Origin of the sequence: Hydrogenophaga sp., from assembly GCF_050250835.1 — a bacterium.
Classification (GTDB): Bacteria; Pseudomonadota; Gammaproteobacteria; order Burkholderiales; family Burkholderiaceae_C; genus Hydrogenophaga.
The window spans coordinates 65,124-84,232 of the sequence record NZ_JBFWNX010000002.1 but is presented as its reverse complement, the minus strand read 5'-3'; the positions used below and the strand labels follow the sequence as shown (position 1 = coordinate 84,232).

Sequence of the window (19,109 nt, the reverse complement as noted above, 5' to 3'; positions counted from 1 at the left end):
GGGGGGTCCGGTGGTCTGTGTTTAGGGCAGGTAGTCCGCCAACTTGCCGGTGCGGCCCAGCATTTCGTACTGCCGTTCGCGCTCGCGCGAGCGGGCGATGCGCTCTTCGCTGTCGGCCATGCCTTGCAGCATCTGCACCTGCGACACCTCGTGGGCGAGCAGGGCATTTTCAGCGCCGATGCGGGCCTGAATTTCCAGCACCGACTTCTGGTCGGTGGTCGCGTTGATCTGGGTCATCAGCGACTGGATCTGTGTGAGGCGGCCGGCGGCGGTCTTCATTGCGTCTTGCAGCAAGCCCTTTTGCTGATACGGCTGTGCAAGGGCGGCCTGGCAGCTGGTGCGGGCGTCGCCCGTGAGGTCCATGCAGTTGTAGAGCATGCTCACGTCGCGCAGCGTTTTCGCCGTGGCGTTCAGCCCGCTGTAGCCCGAGGTGTTCACCGCGTTCAGGTGGGTGAAGGCTTCGACCGGGACGTAGTTCTTCAGACGTGGATCATTGAACACATTGCCCAAATTCCGAATGCCGTTGATGCTTTCGATCTGGGTCTGCAGTTGTCGGATCTGCTGTACTTGGTGGTTGATCTGGGTGATGTCGTTCACGACCTGCTGGACAGTCTGAACCAGGTTCGCCACATCGATCACGGGAATTCCTCCGGCGCGGGCATGACTACCGCTCACGGCTATGAGAACGGCAGTGGCTACTTTGAGATATTTGTGCATGTTGAACTCCTTGACTGTGTGGTGATCAGGACCGGCCGCGCAGCGCGGCGAGTTTGTAGGCTGCGGAACGGGCGGCGCCGTAGCCTCGGCGGGCCACGGTAGTGGCTGCATGCGGAAGAGCATTGCCTGCGCGAATGACGCCGCCCGCACCCGCACCCGCAGCGGCGCTGGCTCCCCGCGCGGACGAGGCAGAGCGCAGACCCGAAACCATCATGGCGTTCTGGATCATCTGGATGCCTTGTTGAATGGCGGCACCGCCTGTGAGGGCCGAGGCCAGGCTGGGCGCCTGGAAGCAGATGATGGCCATGAGGATCATGAGCACGCAGTAGCGCGTGGCCTCTCCCAAGACATTGAAAGTGCTGCCCATGAACCCGCCACCGTCGGCAATGGCTTTGAACATGGCTGCGCCCATGTAGGCGCTCAGGCCCAGCGCGAAGAAGGCGAACCAGGTGAGCACCACCGCGTTCAACACCATCGACAACCAGCTGTCAAAGAAGCGGGCGGTGGGACGCCACGCAAGGCAGAGGATGAATAGAGGCCCGACCGCGATGACGAAGGTCAGGAACAGCTTGGCCAGCGTGACAACGAACAGGCCAATGCACAGGAACAAGACCGATCCGATGGAGAAGATGGCCCCGGCCAGCATCAGGTCCAGTCGGAACATGCTGGCCTCCTTCATGATGTCCGCCACCTGCGCACTGGCGTCGTCGTTGAACTTGTCCAGCAACGCGTATGGCGAACTCACCGTGCTCGGGTCCACTCCCGACGGCAGAAAGGTTGAGGCCACCCCCATGGCCAGCGCATTGGCGGCGTCGGACACGTTGCTGATGTAGAAGCCGGATTGCAGGGCGAAGGCCAGCACCAGTCCGATCTTGAACACCTTCCAGGCAAAGGTGGGCACCGTCTCAGGCACCTCGTTGCGCAGCACCGCCCAGCCGTACAGCGCGACCCAGATCGTCATCGACGTCAAGGCAATGGGTGCGATGGCAGCCATCAGCGACGACACCACCCCCAGAACGTAGCTGCTCAAGATGGCATCGAACTGTGACCCGACCCAGGCAAACATGGCGGTGTACTCCTATTGAACGGCGTCAAACGGCAGGTTGGCCGGTGGGCGCGCGAAGACCTTCACGCACCTGCTGCCCAGGTCGGGGTACTGGCATTGCAGCCATTCGCCACCCGACTTCACCACCCACAGGCGCGCGAGCTTGGTCGTGCCGTAGCTCGATGGCCTGCAAGTGCCCGCGCGGGCATACACCTCGGTGCACTCGCGCAGGCCCTCTGGCGTCTCCACCATGTGCCATGGCCCAGCATGACAGCCAGCTATTGCGGCACAGGGCTTGGTGCTGCGGATGGGGCCTGTCGTTGGCAATGGCGCTGTTTCCACTTGACTGCCGCCACCGGGCAGGGCACGGGTCGCCTCGTTTCCCTTGACAAACTGGGCAGATGCGGCGCTGCTGGCCAGCGCCAAAGCGATCAGTGCGAACAATTGAGCGTGGGTCTTCATTGAGCTCTCCTGGAAGTGCGGGATTTGCGATCCTGAACCTCGCGCAGCAGCTCCGGAAGCCACATAAACGGATCGTTACCGTGTCGTTCACGAACGGTGTCGAGCAGGGCTACGTTGTCAGTGGTTGCCGAGAGCACGGTGATGAAGTCGTCCATGCCGCCGAGGTCCAGCTCGCAGATGGCGCTGGTGTGGCCCTGCTTGACAAGGAAGCGGCGCCCACCCTGTGCGCCCAGGCTGCGCACGATGCCGAACTCGGCTTCGCTCAGGCCGAAGCCCTCAACGTACTCCTCGCGCACTGCCTCCGGGTTGGCGAGGAATATCTTCGTCACGCTCTGTTCGACCATGGTCCGCCCGATGGGATGGCGCAGCACATCGGATGGACTCTGGGTGTCGAAGATGCCCAGCCCGTTTTGCTTGCGGATGGTCTTCTGCTTATGTTTGGCGAAGTCGCTGAAAATCTCGTGGTCCAGCGCTTTCCAGAACTCCGAGATCACGTAGATCAGCCGTTCGCCATTCACCAACTCTTCCATCACCTGCAGCAGGTAGAGCATGACGGGCGTGCGTACTTCGGGCAGGTCCAGAAACTCCGTGGTGTCAAAGGCAATGACCGACGCCGCGTCCAGGTCCATCAACTGGTCGTTGGCCTGGTCGAACACCCAGCCAAGGGCACCCCCTTCACACCAGCGACCCAGCCGCTCGTACAGGCTGTTCTCACCCGACTTCGGCAGGTTCTGCCGAATTGTGGAGAAACGACGCAGGGCTGACGGCATCATGGCCACCGTCTTGACGGCATCCGCTATGGCGCGTTCATCAGCCGGCAGCAGCGGCAGAGCCGGGGTGGCAATGCAGGTGCGGATCAGCTGTTCCCAGAACTGGATGCGCGCCGGGGTGGGGTCGCGTTGCAGCGGATTCAAGTGCGTGGGCTTGCCGGCCTCCAAGGTGAAGTAGCGGCCATTCAGGGCGCGGATGGCGATCTCGCATCCCCGGTCCAGATCAAACAGCACCAGGCGCGGCGCCGGGTCCCACTTGCGGGTGAGGGTCAGCAAGAACATCTCCAGCGTGGTCTTGCCGACGCCGGTGGACCCGATGATGATGGTATTGCCAGGCAGCTTCTTGTCGGCCGACTCTTCACCTTCCGGGCTGCTGTGTAGGTTCAGGTAGAAGGGCTGACCGGAAGGAGTGCGGAGTAAAGCCAGCGCTTCACCCCAGGGGTTGCCGTCGCGTTTGCCCCGGGCAAAGTTGTGCCCGCTGGCCAGGGCCGCGAAGGCGCGGGACGAAAGCTTGGCATCGCGCGGGCGCCACTGCCAGTTGCCGGGCATCTGAGCGAACCAGGCGGCGTCAGCCACCAGATCGACCGGCGACATCTGCAGGCTGGACGCTTCGCCCACCGCGCCGATAGCTTGCGCCGCCCGGCGCCCCGCATCGGCCAGACTGTCTTCCCCAGGCTGACCAAACACCACCAGGCTGTAGTGGTACTCGCCCATGCAGAACTGGCCATCGCCCAGCTCGTTGAGTGCTTCGTCCATGTCCGCGATCTGGCTGGCCACCACGTCGTCGCTGGCGATCAACTGGTCGCGCTGCAGCTCCAGCGCCCGCATGGCTTCGCGCCGTGGCAGCATAGAAAAACTCTGGGTCTCGATGAACTCGCTGTCTTCATAAAGCAGCGCGTTCAGAATGCCAGGCTCCACCGCATCAGCGTATTCCTTGATGTCCACCAAGGCCGCGCAGCGTCGCTGTTCGCCGTGGCGGAGCTCCAGCTTGTCGCCGCCGAAAGACAGCCGGTTGGTCGGCAGGGTCCGGTAGAGCGGCCCGGCTGCCAGCGGCACCGGCTTCCAGCAGCCGTTGATCAGATATCCCAGAAACTCCGCAAGTTCGGAGTACCGACGCCCACCTTGTGCGCGTGCACCCAGCAGCTGCGGGCCGAAGCCGCGAAGTACCCGGTGTACGAAGGCGGTCCGTTCCTCCATCACGCGCAAGGCCTCAACGTGCGCTGCGGCGATGGTCGCTTTCGATCGCTGGGTCGATTGCAGCGCCCGGCTGATCCGAGAGGTGCTGGGCCGGTAGACCAGCGTCAGGTACAGCTCGTTGCTCATCATGGCTCGGCCACCCAGCTTGGCCTGGTAGGACTGCGAGAGGTCGCGCGCGAAGCCGGGTTGAGGCGGGTCCTCCAGCCGGTCCTGGACTTTTCGGTGCAGCCGGTGGGTCCACACGGCCCACTGACCGCCAGCCAAGTTGCGCAGCAGGCTGCACAGGGCCTCATGCCGTTCAGCGATCAGGTGGTCATCGGCGCATTCGAAGGCCACCCCGTCCAGCCGCCAGACGCGCATGAAATCGCCCCCACGCGTGATGACGTCGTGCTCGCTGACCAGCGAAGAGAAGGGCACAAACCGCGCAAGCGGATTGTCCTTCAGTGCCTGTGTCCAGTGGCGCGGTTGTGCCTTGCCTGATGCAGTCCGCGCAGGGCTGCGACGGGTCGCGCCGCCAGTGCGGTCAAAGATGCCAAACATCGGAAGCTCCGCGGTAGAGGGTGGGCGAGTAGCTGCGCGCACGCCAGAACCTCCGGTTGTGGTCGTACAGCGTCAGCTTCAAGGCAACAAAAATCTGCCGGAACCGCTGGTCATCCCGGGCTGTCAACCAGCGCATCCAGAGCAACATCGGTGCAATGGACAGCACCACGCCCAGCGCGATCCACCAGCTCACCAAGATGCCGCCCCACATGATCAGCAACATGCCGGTGCCAAACAAGATCACCAGCGGCACCAGCGGAATGCCCAGCTTCATGGCAGGGCGCGTGGCGCCCTTGTAGATGGCTTCGGTTTGCATGTTCAGCACCTTGGGCCTTCAGCTGACGATGTAGCTGGCGAAGGCTGCGGCTCCACCCACGAGCGTGCCGCCGATCAGCACGTTGGCCACATCGGCCAGGCGCGCACCCTGGAAGATCATCTTGAAACCTGCCCAGATGATCGCGATGGTCACCACCGCAATCGAGATCGTCACCAGGATGGTGTTGACGTTGGTGACCGTGGTGTTGATCTTGTCGAAGCCCTGCGCCCAGCCCTTGGAGGCTGCGGCCGAGAGCAGCAGGGCGCTTGAAATGGGACGCTGAGGTACGAAGAAATGAAAGCGGTTCATGACGGCTCCTTCACAGGGTTGGGTGGACTGATGCGGATGGGATTTCTGGCAGCCGCAACCACCTTGCCCACGTAGCCATGGCGAAAGCCGGTGGAGAAGTTGCCGCTGTAGTAGCAGGAGAGGGCGGCGCGGAGCGCGGCTTGGTCAGTCGATGCCCGAGGCGGCTTGCGCTGTGCCCGATCGAAACACTCGGTCAAAACGGCCTGCATAGCGGCCAGATTGGTACAAGGCTCGAAGGCTGTGGACAGCGAAAGGCCCAGGCGAGAGAAGTTGCCCACATTGATCTGCCCAAGGCCAACGCTGAAGTTCCGCCCAGCGGCCTGCAGCGCTTCTGCCGTGGCGATGGCTTCTGTGCGGTGGCGCGGCTGGCGCTGCAACGCTCCACCGACCACACCGATGGCCCAGGGGTTGAAGGCGCTCTCAACGGTGACCAGGGCGTGCGCAGTGTTGGCGTGCACCTGCGGTGCACAGGCCAGTGCGAGCGCCAGGAATGTGGAGGCTTCCATGACGGCGCTCCTCAATTCCCCGAGTCGGTAGGAGGCGCAGGGGGTAGAGCTGCCTGCCAGGCTGCATGATCGTCGTCAAATTGGTTGTCCCAACTTCCGAGTTGGGCCTTGGCGGCAGGACTGAAATCCGTCACGGTATCACCGCCCATGTTCCACCAGGTGCGCGAGAACGGTTTGCCGTCGATGGAGACAGCCACTGCACCGACGTAATCACAGGTGTAGATGAGGCTGCTTTCCGATTCGTGGACCCGGGTGTATTGAAGCGGGCAGTTGCCCGGTGCTCTGGCCCATGCGTGGTTGGCCGAGTTGCCGGCGCCGGCCATGTCGCACGACGGGAACCCCTTCCCACGCGCCAGGTCACGAAGCACTTGCCTGATCGGCGGCACACACTGAGGAATCGACTTCCAGCTAGGTGCCGCGAAGCAAAGCAGCACGAGGCAGCCGTCGACAGCGCGGGCAGCTGTCGGGGCGAGGAGCGCCAACGTGAGCAGCAATCCGGTTGCAGCGCTGGTCAGCATTGTTGCCAAGCTTCTCGGCTGGCCTGCTGCTTCGGTGGAACGCCCAAACAGCGTGTCGGCTTGCGATGGATGGTTCATGGTCGAGTCCTTCGGTTCGACGCCGTTCAGGAGGAGGCACTTCTTGCCGGCTCTTTGAACACCGTGAACTCAATGTAGGACTTGAAACACCTTGCGCCGCTGCTGGATTCGGGCTGTTTTCCAGCGCAAATGGGTGCGAGATCAACCACATTAGCGCTAGCGCGACGTCAGTGCGCCCCAGTGCTGACTTTCAAGTTCCAGTCCCAAGCAGCTCGAGGGGTCCTGATCGTGAACAACCGCAGTGCAGCGGGACTGCTGCTGGGTAGCCTTGAGCCGCGACCGACAACATGCGGACATCAACAGCCATTCGCCTGCATCATCTTTCCGGCCAGTGCTCAGACTGGTTGCGGACGCTAGCAGAAGCAGTATGGGCCCCAGGCGTCCTGCCCAATGCAGCCGCTCAGGATTCAGAAGGCAATGACCGGCTTTAAGTTCTTACCGATCATTGACGTGGCTTGGCACTGCATGGCAAGCGCAAGCCTCGCCGTGAGCTGCCGACACCAGCTCGTCCAAAATTCCGCAGCGCCCTTCATGTGTGCCAGAGCAACGCGCTCGCAGTTGTAATAACTGCTTCTCCAGCGCCCGCATGCTCTTGAGACGCGCCCTCACGCTAGCCAGCTGATCGTCCACGAGCAGGTCCACCTCTCCGAAGTGGGCATCGGGCTCATCCACAAAACCAAGCAATCGATTGACATCGGCCAACGGCATGTCAAGAGCGCGGCAGTGGCGGATGAACGAAAGACGCTCCAAGTGTGCCACTTCGTATTCGCGGTAGCCGTTGTCCCGCCTTGCTGGTGCGGGCAGCAACCCCTGTTTTTCGTAGTAGCGGATCGTCTCCACATCCACACCCGTGGCTCTGGCCAGTTCCTTGATCTGCATCGTGAAAGCCTTCGTTCAACAAGTTGTTGACATTGTAGTGGCTCCAAGGTTTCCAATGGAAACATTGAAAGGAAAAACCATGTCCGCCCATTGCGACCATCACGCTCCCCAGATAGAAGCCATCGTGGACCTGCCACGCTACCGCAAGATCCTCTGGATTGCGCTCATCGTCAATGCCACCATGTTCCTGGTGGAGATAGGCGCGGGTGTGCAAGCCGGTTCACTATCGCTGCTGGCCGATGCGGTGGACTTCGCCGGAGATGCCTTGAACTATGCCGTCTCACTTGCGGTGCTGGCCTCGGCGCTGGCCTGGCGTGCACGCGCGGCCATCCTGAAGGCCGTCAGCATGATCGGCTTTGGCATGTACGTGCTGGGTGCTACCGTGTGGTCGGTGTGGCATGGCGAGGTGCCACAGGCCTTGACCATGGGTGTGGTCGCCCTCATGGCGTTGGTGGCCAACGTCTCTGTAGCATGGATGCTGTATGCATTCCGCGAGGGCGATGCAAACATGCGCAGCGTGTGGCTGTGCTCACGCAATGATGCCATTGGCAACGTGGCTGTCTTCATGGCCGCCCTGGGCGTGTTCGGTACCGGCTCTGCCTGGCCCGACCTGGCGGTCGCAAGCCTGATGGCTGCACTGGCTCTGCACGGTGGCTGGACAGTGCTGCGACAGGCTCGGGGTGAGATTGGAAAGGGCAACATCAAAGGAGGCCATCATGACTACGTCCACTGACACGCTGGCAGGCCGCCAGTTCGACAAAGCCACTTTCGCTCGACTCGTCCAAGGAGCCGAACTGGCTGGCTCCACAGAACGTGCCTGGCTGTACCTTGAGGCCGCGCATGTGGTGGGGCAGCTCCACTTCAAACCGCATGTGCGGACGCACGCACTCATGTTGGGTTTGGCGTGGCGCACGCGCGACTGGCCAGAGGCTGCAGGCCAGGTGCTCAGGCTGGCTTTGGTGCCCTTGGGCCATTTGAGCGGACGCTTGCCCTTGGGCAACCCGGGACGATCGACGGTGAGCGCTTTTGAGCCTATCCCGGTGCGCCAGGAGCTGGCCGAGTTGATAGCGCAAGCGGCCAGGCCGCTGCGTTGAAGACTGGCAAAAAAAACAAAGCAAGCCAAAACATGGAGCTCCAAATTTCTACGTATCTTGATTGTTCTGTTGAAAAAGCGATTACCCACGCCAAGACAACGCGGATGCTGAAGTTCGTTGCCTATCCCTTGGTTCACTTCACGCCGATCACGCCGAGCACCTGGCCCGATGCATGGGCTGAAGGCACGTATTGGGTGGGGGTGCGAATCCTGGGGTTGTTGCCTTTCGGCCGACAGGCCATCGTGATCTCTTTCCCACCGTCCGAGGACGGATTCCTTCTCCGCGACAACGGGTTCAGTGCCCTCGTCAACGTCTGGGATCACACTATCTCGATCTCATCGGAGGCTGGTCAAACCCGGTACATGGATACGGTGACCATCAATGCAGGCGTGTTCACGCTCCCCGTTTGGTTGTTTGCACAAGCGTTCTACCGGCACCGACAGCGTCGGTGGCGCCTGCTTGCTCGGCATGTCGCGGAGGTTGAAAGGCCTGCGCCGTGAATTGCCACGCTCCATCTGGTCTATCCCGCAGCCTTAAAATCCTGAGATGCGCCTTTTTCTGGTTCTATTGATGCTCACGCTGCTGCCGCTGCAGTTCTCTGCCGCTGCGGCGGCTGACTGTTGCGGCCACGTTGCACTTGCCCAACAACCCCAAACCCAGCACCACCAGCCAACCCATCTATCGGTGGTTCAGGGTGCGGAAGGCGTTGCTTCGGCCATTCTGGACTTTGATCTTGACTGCGGGACCTGCCATGCCAATTGCACCGCCGCAGTGATGGCTACGGCCGAGACCATGGCAGACCCTGCTGGCGTCGAGCGTGGCGAACACCTCGCTGAACTCATCCTGCCGCCTTGGCACGAGCAACCCTACCGGCCCCAATGGTTCGCCCCGCAAGGTTCGGGGTTGACTGCTTCTGCCTGATGCGCTGACAGGCACCTCTTCCCCGATCCACTGGCTTCAAGTGGTCACCCCCTCTAACGGTGACCCTTCCCGGATCGTTTTGGAAGGACTCTCTCATGAATGCTCGCTGGACCCAGCGAAACCCTCGATGGACATGGCTTGTTGCCGTCGCGGTGCTTTTGTTTCTTGATCAAATCAGTAAATCGTATTTCTCAACCGCCCTCGAACTCGGTGAAGCCATCAAGGTGACCGAGTGGTTCAACTTTGTGCATGTGCTCAACACCGGCGCGGCCTTCTCGTTGCTGGCCGATGCGGGTGGCTGGCAACGCTGGTTCTTCATCGGCGTGACAGCGCTGGTGGTGGGGGTGGTCTCTGTGGTGTGCCTGGCCCGGCAGGCCGAGCCGCTGGATCGGTGGGTGGGCGCTTTTGTGGTGGGCGGCGGCGGCGGCAACCTCGTGGACCGCGTCCAGATCGGTGCCGTGGTGGACTTCCTTGACTTTCACTGGCGCAGCATCCACTGGCCGGCTTTCAATCTGGCCGATATCTTCATCGTGTGCTCCATGCTTGTGTGGTGCTTCGCATCGCTGAAATCGCCGCCGCGCCAATCGCCCCGCAAGACGCCCGAGGAGCTGCCTTCATGAAGCGTGGCTGGTTATGGATCATGGCCGCCTGGGTCTTTGCCCTGGTGTCCACACTCGGTGCGTTGTTCATTGGCGAAGTCATGGGAATGACGCCTTGCCTGCTGTGCTGGTACCAACGCATCTTCATGTTCCCGTTGGCGATCATCCTGGGCATGGCCGCCTTCGCAGAAGACAGACGGGGTGCCGTCTATGCGCTGCCGCTGGCGTTGGGGGGAGCAGCCATGGCCGGTTACCACTCCGCACTGATCGCCGGGTGGGTGCCGAAGTGGTGGGTGCCCTGCGGTACCGGCCCCTCATGCAGCGAACAGAGTTTGGAAATTTTGGGCGGCATCCAGATTCCCTGGATGTCGCTCGCGGCCTTCATCGCCATCGTCATCCTGCTTTTTGTTTACCTGAGAAAGACCCGTTCATGAACGCCAAAAGATTCACCGTCATCGGCCTGGTGGCCATCGTTGCCCTGTTCTTCTATCTGGGCATGAACGCTTATCAAAAACGCGTGCAGACCGCACAGGAAGTACAGGTCAAGGCCGAGCAGACCCGTCTCGTGCGCATGCACTCGCCGGTCTTTGGCCCACAAGGTGCACCTGTCACCATCGTGGAGTTCTTTGACCCCGCTTGCGAGACCTGCCGCGCGTTTTATCCCATCGTCAAGAACCTGATGGCTCAGTACCCGACCGACGTGCGACTGGTGATTCGATATGCACCTTTCCACCAGGGCTCAGACCAGGTAGTCAAGCTGCTGGAGTCCGCCAAATCCCAGGGCAAGTACCAGACGGTGCTGGAGGCCGTGCTTGCCGCTCAACCTTCCTGGGCCGATCATGGTCAGCCCAACATCGAGACGGCATTCAAGGTGGCGGAGCAGGCCGGACTGGACCTCGTCAAGGCGCGCCAGGACATCGAGAAGCCCGGCATGCAGTCTTTGTTGCAACAGGACATTGAAGACCTGACGGCGCTGCAAGTCACCAAGACGCCCACCTTCTTTGTGAATGGTCGAAGCCTGCCGAGTTTTGGACCTGAGCAGTTGGCCGCTTTGGTGGCGGAAGAGGTTGCCAAGGCGAAGAAATGAAGTCCATGACACCGACTCTTCCCTTCAACCGACGCAGGACTCTGGCGTTGGGTGCCTTGTGGCTCGCCGCGGGCGGCTTGCTCGCTGGGTGCTCGCCTGAGACACCCACGTTCAAGAGCACGGACATCACCGGCGCCACTTTTGCACAAGACCTGAAACTGACCGACCACACCGGCCAGGTGAGGACCATGGCAGATTTCCGCGGCAAGGCAGTGGTGGTGTTTTTCGGCTTCACGCAGTGCCCGGATGTGTGTCCCACGTCCATGACCACCTTGGCCGAGGTCAAGCGTCTCATGGGTGATCGAGGCAACCAGTTGCAGGTCCTCTTCATCACGGTGGACCCTGAGCGAGATACGTTGCCCCTGCTCAAGGAGTACATGACCAACTTCGATCCGACCTTCCTGGCTCTGCGCCCCGACCCAGCTGAACTCAAGGCGGTGGCAGACAGTTTCAAGATCTACTACCGCAAAGTTGACGGACCCACACCGACCTCCTACACGATGGACCATTCAGCGGGCAAGTATGTGTTCGACAACGAAGGCCGGGTGCGTCTCTTCTCCGCGTATGGCACCGACGCCGCCACGATTGCAGCGGATATCAACACGCTGCTCTCCAGCCCGTGACTTCCGGATCGCTCACAACTCGACGAGCGCTGCTCGTCAGAGCCGCGTTGACAGGTGCGCCGCTTGTATTGCAGTCCGGGCGGGCCCGGGCCCAGCTCACAAAGGGCGCGGTGACCGATGGTGCTGGGACGGCGGCTGGAGCTGCGCTTGCAGGCTCACTGCGTTCGTCTCCAGAAGCGCGCCTGATCGAAATCTACCGGGCCATCGCATCGGGAGACCGGAATGCCTTGCCTCTGGCTGTATCGCTCGTGCGCGATGTTCCTCGATTTCAGTTGGGGCAGCTTGTTTACGGAGACCTGTTGCTTACGCGCAGTGGATCTTTGACAGGCTTTGCAGCGGTGCCCGATGGGTCGCCTGCGGCTCGCGAGCAGCTGCAGAAGTTGCGCGACGAAGCCACCAGGCGTCTCAGGTCACTCAGAGAAATGCCACCGCCCGGCACAGTACCTGAACAGGTGTTGGAGCTCTCTCGCAACGTTCGTCATGTCGTGGTCGTTGATGCCAGCCACTCACGGGTCTATGTCTTCGAGCATCAGCCCACCGGACTGCAGCCGATCCGCAGCTTTTATGCATCCATTGGGCGAGCAGGTTTCGACAAACAAGAGGAAGGTGACTTGCGCACGCCACTGGGCGTCTATCACATCACCAGCCGACTGGATGACAAACAGCTCGAAGAGTTGTACGGGATTGGTGCTCTGCCGCTGAACTATCCGAACGTACACGATCGCCGATTGGGTCGAACGGGGAGTGGCATCTGGCTGCATGGCGTTCCCCGGGAGTCCTACACCCGCAGCCCGTATGCCACCGAAGGATGTGTGGCTTTGGCCAATGAAGACATGGCCTATCTGATGCGTTTGCTGGAGCCGCGTCGCACGCCAGTGGTCATTGCCGACGAGGTGAAATGGGTCAAGCCCGACACCCTCTCTGTCCATAAAAGAGAGTTCCGTACTTTACTCTCCAAGTGGGCAGAGGCCCGATCCCAGGGCAACCAGGCGCTGCTTCAGACCATGTATTCCAGGGCCTTCGAGACAGGTGATGAACCACTGGAGAGAGCAGGAAAAATCCAGGCCCCGGCCCGTCTTGCAGTGCCACAGAGACTGCAGATCGATCTCGAAGATGTGTCGATTTTCCGCTGGACGCGCGGCGCTGAGGTCACGGTAGTCAACTACTCTGAAGTTCCGGCCGGTGAAACGCGTTGGGCGTCGAAGCGCCAGTATTGGACCAAAGAGAACGGGCGCTGGTTGTTGTTCTTTGATGGCAAAGTGGGCTGAGCGGCCCTTCGGGCAAACGGACCCGCAACAAACGTTACCTTGGTCTGCACCCGCATCCATTGGCGAACTCAGAAGCATTGTGGAACTGGAGCGCCAGTGCTGCCCCTTCTGCCCTTTGACCTGAAGGCGGGGAAAAGGCGCCATCGAACGCGCAACCACTGCCCCGACGGGCGGACCTATGGTCTCATTACGATACTACGGCCTGCTGCGCAGGCTCCCACTCGGCAGCGACACATTGCTTTGCCTGACCCGAGAACCACTGAACATGCAAAACACAAGAGATGCGCTGGAACGGCATCAGGTTTCGATTTATTTCATGGCGGTTGTGATCGCCACGATTGTGGCCTTGACCATTCCAGGCACCGCGGTGCTCGAGGGCGCCATCAACCCAGCCCTTGCGCTGATGTTGTACGTGACGTTCCTGCAGGTCCCGGTCGCGGAACTCAGACGCGCGTTTGGTCAGGTGCGGTTTCTTTCTGCGCTGCTGGTCGCCAACTTCGTTGTCATTCCGCTGCTGGTCGCAGGTCTGATTCAGTTCCTGCCGGCTGATCCGATGCTCAGGCTGGGCGTGCTGCTGGTCCTGCTCACACCATGCATTGACTATGTGGTCACGTTCGCCCACCTCGGCCGCGCGGACGCGCGCCTGCTGCTGGCGGCGACGCCTGCCTTGCTCATCACACAGATGATTCTGTTGCCTGGATACCTGGGCCTGTTCCTCGGCGAAGATGCCGCCCGCCTGGTCAAGGCGGGGCCTTTCATTCACGCATTCCTGTGGCTGATTGCGGTGCCACTGGTGCTGGCGGCCATGACCCAACTGTGGGCCGCCAGGAGCGAGCAAGGAGCCCGTGTTTCGGCTTTGCTGGGCCTGCTACCAGTGCCGGTGACGGCGATGGTGCTCTTCGTCGTGGTTGCCGCGATGGTGCCGCAACTGGGCCCGGCGGCGACCTCCGCTTGGCGCGTGGTGCCGATCTACGTCGCGTTTGCTGTCCTTGCGCCCCTGCTTGGCTGGTTGACGGGGCGCATGTTTGGGTTGGAAGCCACGGCCGGACGCTCCGTTGCCTTCAGTACCGGCACCCGCAACTCATTGGTCGTCCTGCCACTTGCGCTCTCGGTGCCAGGAGCAATACCCATCCTGCCGGCCGTCATCGTGACGCAGACACTGGTGGAACTCATGAGTGAGCTGGCGTACGTTCGCTTGATTCAAAAATTGAGGTGACAAGAAGGGGACGTAACGCGTGCACCTGTGGCTTCTGAAGCGTAGGCTTGTTGCCAGTCGCCGTACCCACGCGGGCCAGTGACAGCCAATCCGGTCTCAAAGCATCGACACGAAGTCCTGCGGTTCGGGGTGGCAGCCTGACACCATGGTGCGGCTCGTCGTTGAGCGCTTCGACGCGCGCGCCTGACCTGCGCCGTTTCAGGGCACGACACTGTCGATCTTGATCTGCAGCTGAGCGCTGTTGCTGGCCACCGGGCCGCTGCTGCCTTGCAGGTCGCCGCTTTGGGGCATGGCCTGCCCAGTGCGGCTGATGCGCGCCTCCACCACCACCTGCTCGTGCATGGAGATGCGAAGCTCCGGCGCCATGGCCTGGCTGTCGTCAAGCGCAAACGGCAGGGGGCCGGCGGTCGCCGCCACCCGCATCACGGCCAGCGGCATGCGCGGGCCTTGCACCGGTCGCGCGAACACGAACAAGGTGTCACCCGGCGCCAGCTTCGCTTGCAGTTCGGGTGCGATGGTGATCTGCCCGCGCACACCGGGGTGGTTGGTGGCGGCCCGTGGCGGATCGGCCGGTGCTGCGGCCAGACGCGCGGCGCCACCCGGTTGCGACGCGATGCCCGCGCGCGCGGCTTCCAGGCTGCTCTCCAGTCCCTGGGCAAACGGGCTGCCCGGCGCGGCGCGCTCGCGGGCGCGCTGCCAGAACGCTTCTGCCGACACAAAGTCCTTGCGGCCATAGGCCGAGCTGCCAGCCAGCGCCAATGCCTTGGGGTGACCGGGATCAATTTCCAGCGCCCGGTTGACCAGACGCATGGCTTCGCCCGCGGCGCTCTGGCCTTGCAAGAGCGACAGCAGATCGGCCCGGTCGGCCAGCAGGTTGGGGTTGTCGGGGGTGAGTTCGAGCGCGCGCTGGTAGGCCTTGTCGGCGTCGGCAAACCGCTGGCGGCTGGCGTGCGCGCGTGCCAGCATTTCCCAGGCGGGCGCGTCCACCGCCTGACCGGGTGGCTTGCTCTCCAGTTGCTGGGTCATCTGGCGCACCATGGCGTCCAGCTCCTCGTTCGACACCTCGCCTTGTGCCTTGGCCAGCTCGGCCTCATAGCGCACCGCATCGGGTTCACCCAGCCATGCGTACAGGCCCACGGCCAACGCGGGCACGACGAGCAACAACGCGAACGAGGCCGCGCTGCGCGGCGACGCTGCTGCGCTGCGCTCGGCCGAGGCCGACTCCTGCAGCACCCGGCGCGCCAGTTCGGTCTGCGCCTGCGTGTGCTCGTCGGGCGAGAGCAGGCCGGCGGCCAGTTCGGCGTCCAGCTGGGTGCGCTGCTCGCGCAGCAGGGCCAGGTTGGTGGGTGATGCGCGCTGGCGCTCCGGCGTGGCGGACGGACGCCTCAGCGCCGACATCAGCGGCCACAGCGCCAGAACGGTCAAGGCCAGCGCGAGTGCGATGAACAGGGTCATGTAGGGTCTCCGGCATCGTCGAGCAGGCGCTGGGCGCGCTGCAGTTCTGCCGGGGTCAGCGGCGCGGGCTCGGCCTGCGGATCGCGCCGGCGGATGTGCATCACCAACACGATGGCGCCCAGCAACAGCAGCACAAACGGCCCACCCCACAGTAGCAAGGTGCTGAGTTGCAGCGGCGGGCGGTAGAGCACGAAGTCGCCATAGCGCTGCGACATGAATTCGAGGATCTGCGCCTGTGTGCGGCCTTGCGTGAGCTGCTCGCGGATCTGCTGGCGCAGGTCTTTGGCCAGATCGGCCTGCGAGGCGGCGATGGTTTCGTTCTGGCACACCAGGCAGCGCAGTTCCTCCGCGATCTTGAGCACGCGCGCTTCCAGCGCCGGGTCGGCCGACAAGGGCGCGGCCTTCGATTCCGTAGGCGCTTGCGCAGCCACGCCAGTCGGCCCCAGGGCCCAGGCCAACAACACGGTCATCAGCAACACACGCATGGGCTCAGGCACCGAGTTCGTTCATCAGCGGAAGCAGCTTCTCGCGCACCACCTCGGGCGTGACCGGCCCGGTGTATTTCAGGCGGATCACACCCTGTTTGTCGATCACATAGGTCTCGGGCACACCATAGACACCGAAGTCCAGACCGACGCGGCCGTCAGCGTCGAACAGCGTGGTCTTGTACGGGTTGCCGTATTTGCCGAGCCAGGCCAGCGCCAGGTGGCGCTGGTCCTTGTAGTTCAGGCCGATCAAGGGCACGGCGCTGGTTTTCGCCAGGTCCATGAGCACCGGATGCTCCTGCTGGCAGGCCACGCACCACGAGGCCCACACATTGAGCAGCCACACCTGGCCGCGCAGGTCGTCGGGCGCCACCACCGTGTCGGGCGCGGCCAGCGTGGGCAGGCGAAAGGACGGCACGGGTTTGTTGATCAGGGGCGACGGCACATCGCGCGGGTTCAGCTGCAGGCCCACACCCAGAAAACCCAGCACCACCACAAAAATGGCCAGCGGCCACAGGTAACGCTTCATGGGCGCGCGCTCTTCGTCGTCAAGACCGGTCTTGCCGAGACAGGGCCACCACCCACTGTGGAAGCTGGCGCCACGGCAGCGGCCTTGCGCACGCGGTAGCGCCGGTCCATCACGGCCATCAGTCCGCCCAGCGCCATCAACAAGCAACCGCCCCAGATCCAGTTGACCATGGGCTTGTGGTGCAGGCGCACGCTCCAGGCGGTTTCGCTCACCGGCTCGCCCAGTGCCACGTACACATCGCGCATCACGCCGCGGTCGATGGCCACCTCGGTCATCGCCGTGCGGCTCACGGTGTAGATGCGACGCTCGGGGTTCAGCACAGCGACCAACTCACCGTCCTGGCTCACGGTGAGCGTGGCGCGGGCCGAGGTGTAGTTGGGCCCTTGCACCATCTCCATCTTGTCAAGCCGGATGCTGTGGCCGCCCACATCGGCGGTTTGCCCCACTTCCATGCGCACGTCGTTTTCGGTCTGGAAACTGCTCACCACCGTGACACCGGCGATGAACACCGCCACGCCGAAGTGGGCGAGCAACATGCCGAAATAGCTGCCCGGCTGGGCGCGAAACGCGACCCAGGCCGATGACGGATGGGAGCGCAAGCGCTGCACAAGATTCAGCACCGCCGTGCTGGCCACCCACACTGCCAGCAGCAGGCCCAGGCCGGTGAGCGGTGTCCAGCGCTGCAACACCAAGGGCGCGATCACCGCGCTGGCCACGCTCACACCGGCGGCCCAGCGCAGCTGGTGCGCCAGGTCACCCAGCGAAGCCTGCCGCCAGCGCGCCAGCGGCCCCACGCCCATGAGGAACAAAGCGGGAGCGATCAGCGGCACAAACACCGCGTTGAAATAAGGCGGGCCGACCGAGAGCTTGCCCATGCCGAGTGCATCAATGATCAGCGGGTACAGCGTACCCAGGAGCACGGCGGCCGCAGCCACCACCAGCAGCACGTTGTTGGCCAGCAGCAGGCTTTCGCGCGAGAGCATTTCAAACTGGCCGCCGCCGCCCACCTTGGGGCCGCGCCAGGCAAACAGCGTGAGCGAGCCGCCCACCACGATGGTGAAGAACACGAGGATGAACAGGCCACGCGCCGGGTCGGTGGCGAACGCGTGCACCGAGCTCAGCACGCCCGAGCGCACGATGAAGGTACCTAACAGCGAGAGCGAAAACGCCAGGATCGCCAGCAGCGCCGTCCAGAGCTTGAAGCCGCCACGTTTCTCGGTGACCGAGAGTGAATGGATGAGCGCCGTGCCCACCAGCCACGGCATGAAAGACGCGTTTTCCACCGGGTCCCAGAACCACCAGCCGCCCCAGCCCAGTTCGTAATAAGCCCAGAAGCTGCCCAGCGCAATGCCCACCGTCAAGAAACACCACGCCATGGTGGTCCAGGGGCGAGACCAGTGCGCCCAGGCCGCGTCCACCCGGCCGGCCAGCAGCGCAGACACGGCGAACGCAAACGCCACCACAAACCCCACGTAACCCATGTAGAGCATGGGCGGGTGGATGGCCATGCCCAGGTCTTGCAGCAGGGGGTTGAGGTCGCGCCCGTCCAGCGGAACCGGGTACAGGCGCTCGAACGGGTTGGAGGTGAGCAGCGTGAACAGCAGAAAGCCCACGCTGATCAGGCCCATCACGCCGAGCACACGCGCACGCATGGGCTCGTCGAGCTGGTCGGAGAACACGGCCGCGGCCAGCGTCCAGCCCGCCAGGATCAGGCTCCACAGCAAGATGGATCCTTCGTGGTTGCCCCAGACGGCGGTGATGCGGTAGATCAACGGTGAACTGGTGTGCGAGTTTTCGGCGGCCAGCAGCACGGAGAAGTCGCTGGTGACGAAGGCGTGCATGAGGCAGCCGAACGACACCAGCAGCAGCACGAACTGCGCAAACGCGGCGGGCCGGGCCAGCGCCATCCAGTGCCGGCGGCCCTGGTGCGCGCCCACCAGCGGAAACACGCTCTGCACCAGCGCCATGACCAGCGCCAGCACGGCGGCGAAATGACCGAGTTCGGGGATCATGGTTTCGCTCCTTCGGGCAACACCAGCGAGGTCTGCCCGGGCAGGGCTTTCGCATCGCGCGCTTTGTTCAGGGCTTCGGCCGCTTCGGGTGCCATGTAGTTCTCGTCGTGTTTGGCCAGCACCTGCTCGGCGCGAAACACACCGTCGGCGCCCAGCTTGCCCTGCGCCACCACGCCTTTGCCTTCCTGGAACAGGTCGGGCAGCAGGCCGGTGTAGGTGACGGGAATGCTTTGGGCTGTGTCGGTGACCATGAAGCGGATGGTCAGGCCCTGGGGTTCACGCACCACGCTGCCCTGCTCCACCAAGCCACCCACGCGGAAGTTGCGTTCCTTCGGCGCCTCGTTGGCCATCACCTGCGTGGGGCTGAAGAAAAACACGAGGTTGCTGTTGAAGGCGTTGAGCACCAGCGCGGTGGCCGCAGCCAATGTGGCCAGGCCCACGGCCAGGGCCACCAGGCGGCGGTTGCGGGGTTTCATGCGGTTG

At 63.0% G+C, this 19,109-nt stretch carries 24 protein-coding genes; 10 read left to right on the top strand and 14 right to left on the bottom strand.

The features are described 5' to 3' along the window. Positions 1-21: 21 nt before the first annotated feature. The 9 genes from AB7F11_RS03575 to AB7F11_RS03535 form a co-directional block, all read right to left on the bottom strand. Entirely contained in the window at positions 22-639 is a 618-nt protein-coding gene (locus AB7F11_RS03575) for a type IV secretion system protein (RefSeq protein WP_428290769.1), read from the bottom strand. Positions 640-742: 103 nt separating this feature from the next. Beyond that, positions 743-1,783 (bottom strand): type IV secretion system protein, encoded by a 1,041-nt coding sequence (locus AB7F11_RS03570; RefSeq protein ID WP_428290768.1) that lies wholly within the window; start codon positions 1,781-1,783, stop codon positions 743-745. Positions 1,784-1,795: 12 nt separating this feature from the next. Then, complete coding sequence (locus AB7F11_RS03565) at positions 1,796-2,224, bottom strand: hypothetical protein (protein WP_428300723.1); 429 nt, start codon at positions 2,222-2,224, stop codon at positions 1,796-1,798. Then, positions 2,221-4,731: a VirB4 family type IV secretion/conjugal transfer ATPase gene (locus AB7F11_RS03560; RefSeq protein ID WP_428290766.1), complete on the bottom strand. Its 2,511-nt coding sequence runs from the start codon at positions 4,729-4,731 to the stop codon at positions 2,221-2,223. The genes AB7F11_RS03565 and AB7F11_RS03560 overlap by 4 nt, the downstream gene beginning before the upstream one ends. Further along, the gene (locus AB7F11_RS03555) at positions 4,715-5,047 is read right to left on the bottom strand and encodes a type IV secretion system protein VirB3 (protein WP_428290765.1); all 333 of its coding nucleotides are present in this window, start codon (positions 5,045-5,047) and stop codon (positions 4,715-4,717) included. Before AB7F11_RS03555 ends, AB7F11_RS03560 begins: the two co-directional genes overlap by 17 nt. Before the next feature lie 18 nt (positions 5,048-5,065). Next, positions 5,066-5,356: a TrbC/VirB2 family protein gene (locus AB7F11_RS03550; protein WP_056278003.1), complete on the bottom strand. Its 291-nt coding sequence runs from the start codon at positions 5,354-5,356 to the stop codon at positions 5,066-5,068. Next, the gene (locus AB7F11_RS03545) at positions 5,353-5,862 is read right to left on the bottom strand and encodes a lytic transglycosylase domain-containing protein (protein ID WP_428290764.1); all 510 of its coding nucleotides are present in this window, start codon (positions 5,860-5,862) and stop codon (positions 5,353-5,355) included. The genes AB7F11_RS03550 and AB7F11_RS03545 overlap by 4 nt, the downstream gene beginning before the upstream one ends. Before the next feature lie 11 nt (positions 5,863-5,873). Beyond that, the gene (locus AB7F11_RS03540; protein ID WP_428290763.1) at positions 5,874-6,458 is read right to left on the bottom strand and encodes a hypothetical protein; all 585 of its coding nucleotides are present in this window, start codon (positions 6,456-6,458) and stop codon (positions 5,874-5,876) included. A gap of 435 nt (positions 6,459-6,893) precedes the next feature. Further along, positions 6,894-7,337, bottom strand: a complete 444-nt coding sequence (locus AB7F11_RS03535; RefSeq protein WP_428290762.1) for a Cd(II)/Pb(II)-responsive transcriptional regulator — start codon at positions 7,335-7,337, stop codon at positions 6,894-6,896. A gap of 79 nt (positions 7,338-7,416) precedes the next feature. Between AB7F11_RS03535 and AB7F11_RS03530 the strand changes: the two genes are divergently transcribed. The 10 genes from AB7F11_RS03530 (at position 7,417) to AB7F11_RS03485 (ending at position 14,145) form a co-directional block, all read left to right on the top strand. After that, a complete protein-coding gene (locus AB7F11_RS03530; protein ID WP_428290761.1) occupies positions 7,417-8,070 on the top strand; it encodes a cation transporter in 654 nt (217 codons plus the stop codon). Then, complete coding sequence (locus AB7F11_RS03525) at positions 8,054-8,431, top strand: DUF3703 domain-containing protein (RefSeq protein WP_428290760.1); 378 nt, start codon at positions 8,054-8,056, stop codon at positions 8,429-8,431. Before AB7F11_RS03530 ends, AB7F11_RS03525 begins: the two co-directional genes overlap by 17 nt. Before the next feature lie 32 nt (positions 8,432-8,463). Further along, on the top strand, positions 8,464-8,931 hold the full coding sequence (locus tag AB7F11_RS03520) for a hypothetical protein (protein ID WP_428299842.1): 468 nt from the start codon (positions 8,464-8,466) through the stop codon (positions 8,929-8,931). A gap of 46 nt (positions 8,932-8,977) precedes the next feature. After that, positions 8,978-9,352 carry a hypothetical protein gene (locus tag AB7F11_RS03515; protein WP_428300722.1) on the top strand — a complete coding sequence of 125 codons (375 nt, stop codon included), beginning with the start codon at positions 8,978-8,980 and terminating at the stop codon, positions 9,350-9,352. A 95-nt stretch (positions 9,353-9,447) separates the two neighbouring features. Continuing rightward, positions 9,448-9,972 carry a signal peptidase II gene (gene lspA / locus AB7F11_RS03510; RefSeq protein WP_428290757.1) on the top strand — a complete coding sequence of 175 codons (525 nt, stop codon included), beginning with the start codon at positions 9,448-9,450 and terminating at the stop codon, positions 9,970-9,972. Next, complete coding sequence (locus AB7F11_RS03505) at positions 9,969-10,385, top strand: disulfide bond formation protein B (RefSeq protein ID WP_428290756.1); 417 nt, start codon at positions 9,969-9,971, stop codon at positions 10,383-10,385. Before lspA ends, AB7F11_RS03505 begins: the two co-directional genes overlap by 4 nt. Next, complete coding sequence (locus tag AB7F11_RS03500; protein ID WP_322341225.1) at positions 10,382-11,038, top strand: DsbA family protein; 657 nt, start codon at positions 10,382-10,384, stop codon at positions 11,036-11,038. The genes AB7F11_RS03505 and AB7F11_RS03500 overlap by 4 nt, the downstream gene beginning before the upstream one ends. Next, positions 11,035-11,661, top strand: coding sequence for an SCO family protein (locus tag AB7F11_RS03495; protein ID WP_322341224.1), 627 nt, complete (start codon positions 11,035-11,037; stop codon positions 11,659-11,661). Before AB7F11_RS03500 ends, AB7F11_RS03495 begins: the two co-directional genes overlap by 4 nt. Continuing rightward, complete coding sequence (locus AB7F11_RS03490; protein WP_428300721.1) at positions 11,658-12,929, top strand: L,D-transpeptidase family protein; 1,272 nt, start codon at positions 11,658-11,660, stop codon at positions 12,927-12,929. Before AB7F11_RS03495 ends, AB7F11_RS03490 begins: the two co-directional genes overlap by 4 nt. 265 nt (positions 12,930-13,194) lie before the next feature. Continuing rightward, positions 13,195-14,145 carry an arsenic resistance protein gene (locus tag AB7F11_RS03485; RefSeq protein WP_428290754.1) on the top strand — a complete coding sequence of 317 codons (951 nt, stop codon included), beginning with the start codon at positions 13,195-13,197 and terminating at the stop codon, positions 14,143-14,145. Positions 14,146-14,343: 198 nt separating this feature from the next. Here AB7F11_RS03485 and ccmI read toward each other — a convergent pair whose 3' ends face one another. The 5 genes from ccmI to ccmE are packed head-to-tail and all read right to left on the bottom strand — an operon-like array spanning position 14,344 to position 19,102. Next, complete coding sequence (gene ccmI / locus AB7F11_RS03480) at positions 14,344-15,600, bottom strand: c-type cytochrome biogenesis protein CcmI (RefSeq protein ID WP_428290753.1); 1,257 nt, start codon at positions 15,598-15,600, stop codon at positions 14,344-14,346. Then, positions 15,597-16,085 (bottom strand): cytochrome c-type biogenesis protein, encoded by a 489-nt coding sequence (locus AB7F11_RS03475; RefSeq protein ID WP_428290752.1) that lies wholly within the window; start codon positions 16,083-16,085, stop codon positions 15,597-15,599. Before AB7F11_RS03475 ends, ccmI begins: the two co-directional genes overlap by 4 nt. Positions 16,086-16,089: 4 nt before the next feature. Next, on the bottom strand, positions 16,090-16,614 hold the full coding sequence (locus tag AB7F11_RS03470; protein WP_428299841.1) for a DsbE family thiol:disulfide interchange protein: 525 nt from the start codon (positions 16,612-16,614) through the stop codon (positions 16,090-16,092). Then, positions 16,611-18,626 (bottom strand): heme lyase CcmF/NrfE family subunit, encoded by a 2,016-nt coding sequence (locus AB7F11_RS03465; RefSeq protein ID WP_428291778.1) that lies wholly within the window; start codon positions 18,624-18,626, stop codon positions 16,611-16,613. The genes AB7F11_RS03470 and AB7F11_RS03465 overlap by 4 nt, the downstream gene beginning before the upstream one ends. After that, positions 18,623-19,102 carry a cytochrome c maturation protein CcmE gene (ccmE, locus tag AB7F11_RS03460; protein ID WP_428291780.1) on the bottom strand — a complete coding sequence of 160 codons (480 nt, stop codon included), beginning with the start codon at positions 19,100-19,102 and terminating at the stop codon, positions 18,623-18,625. The genes AB7F11_RS03465 and ccmE overlap by 4 nt, the downstream gene beginning before the upstream one ends. Positions 19,103-19,109: the final 7 nt, after the last annotated feature.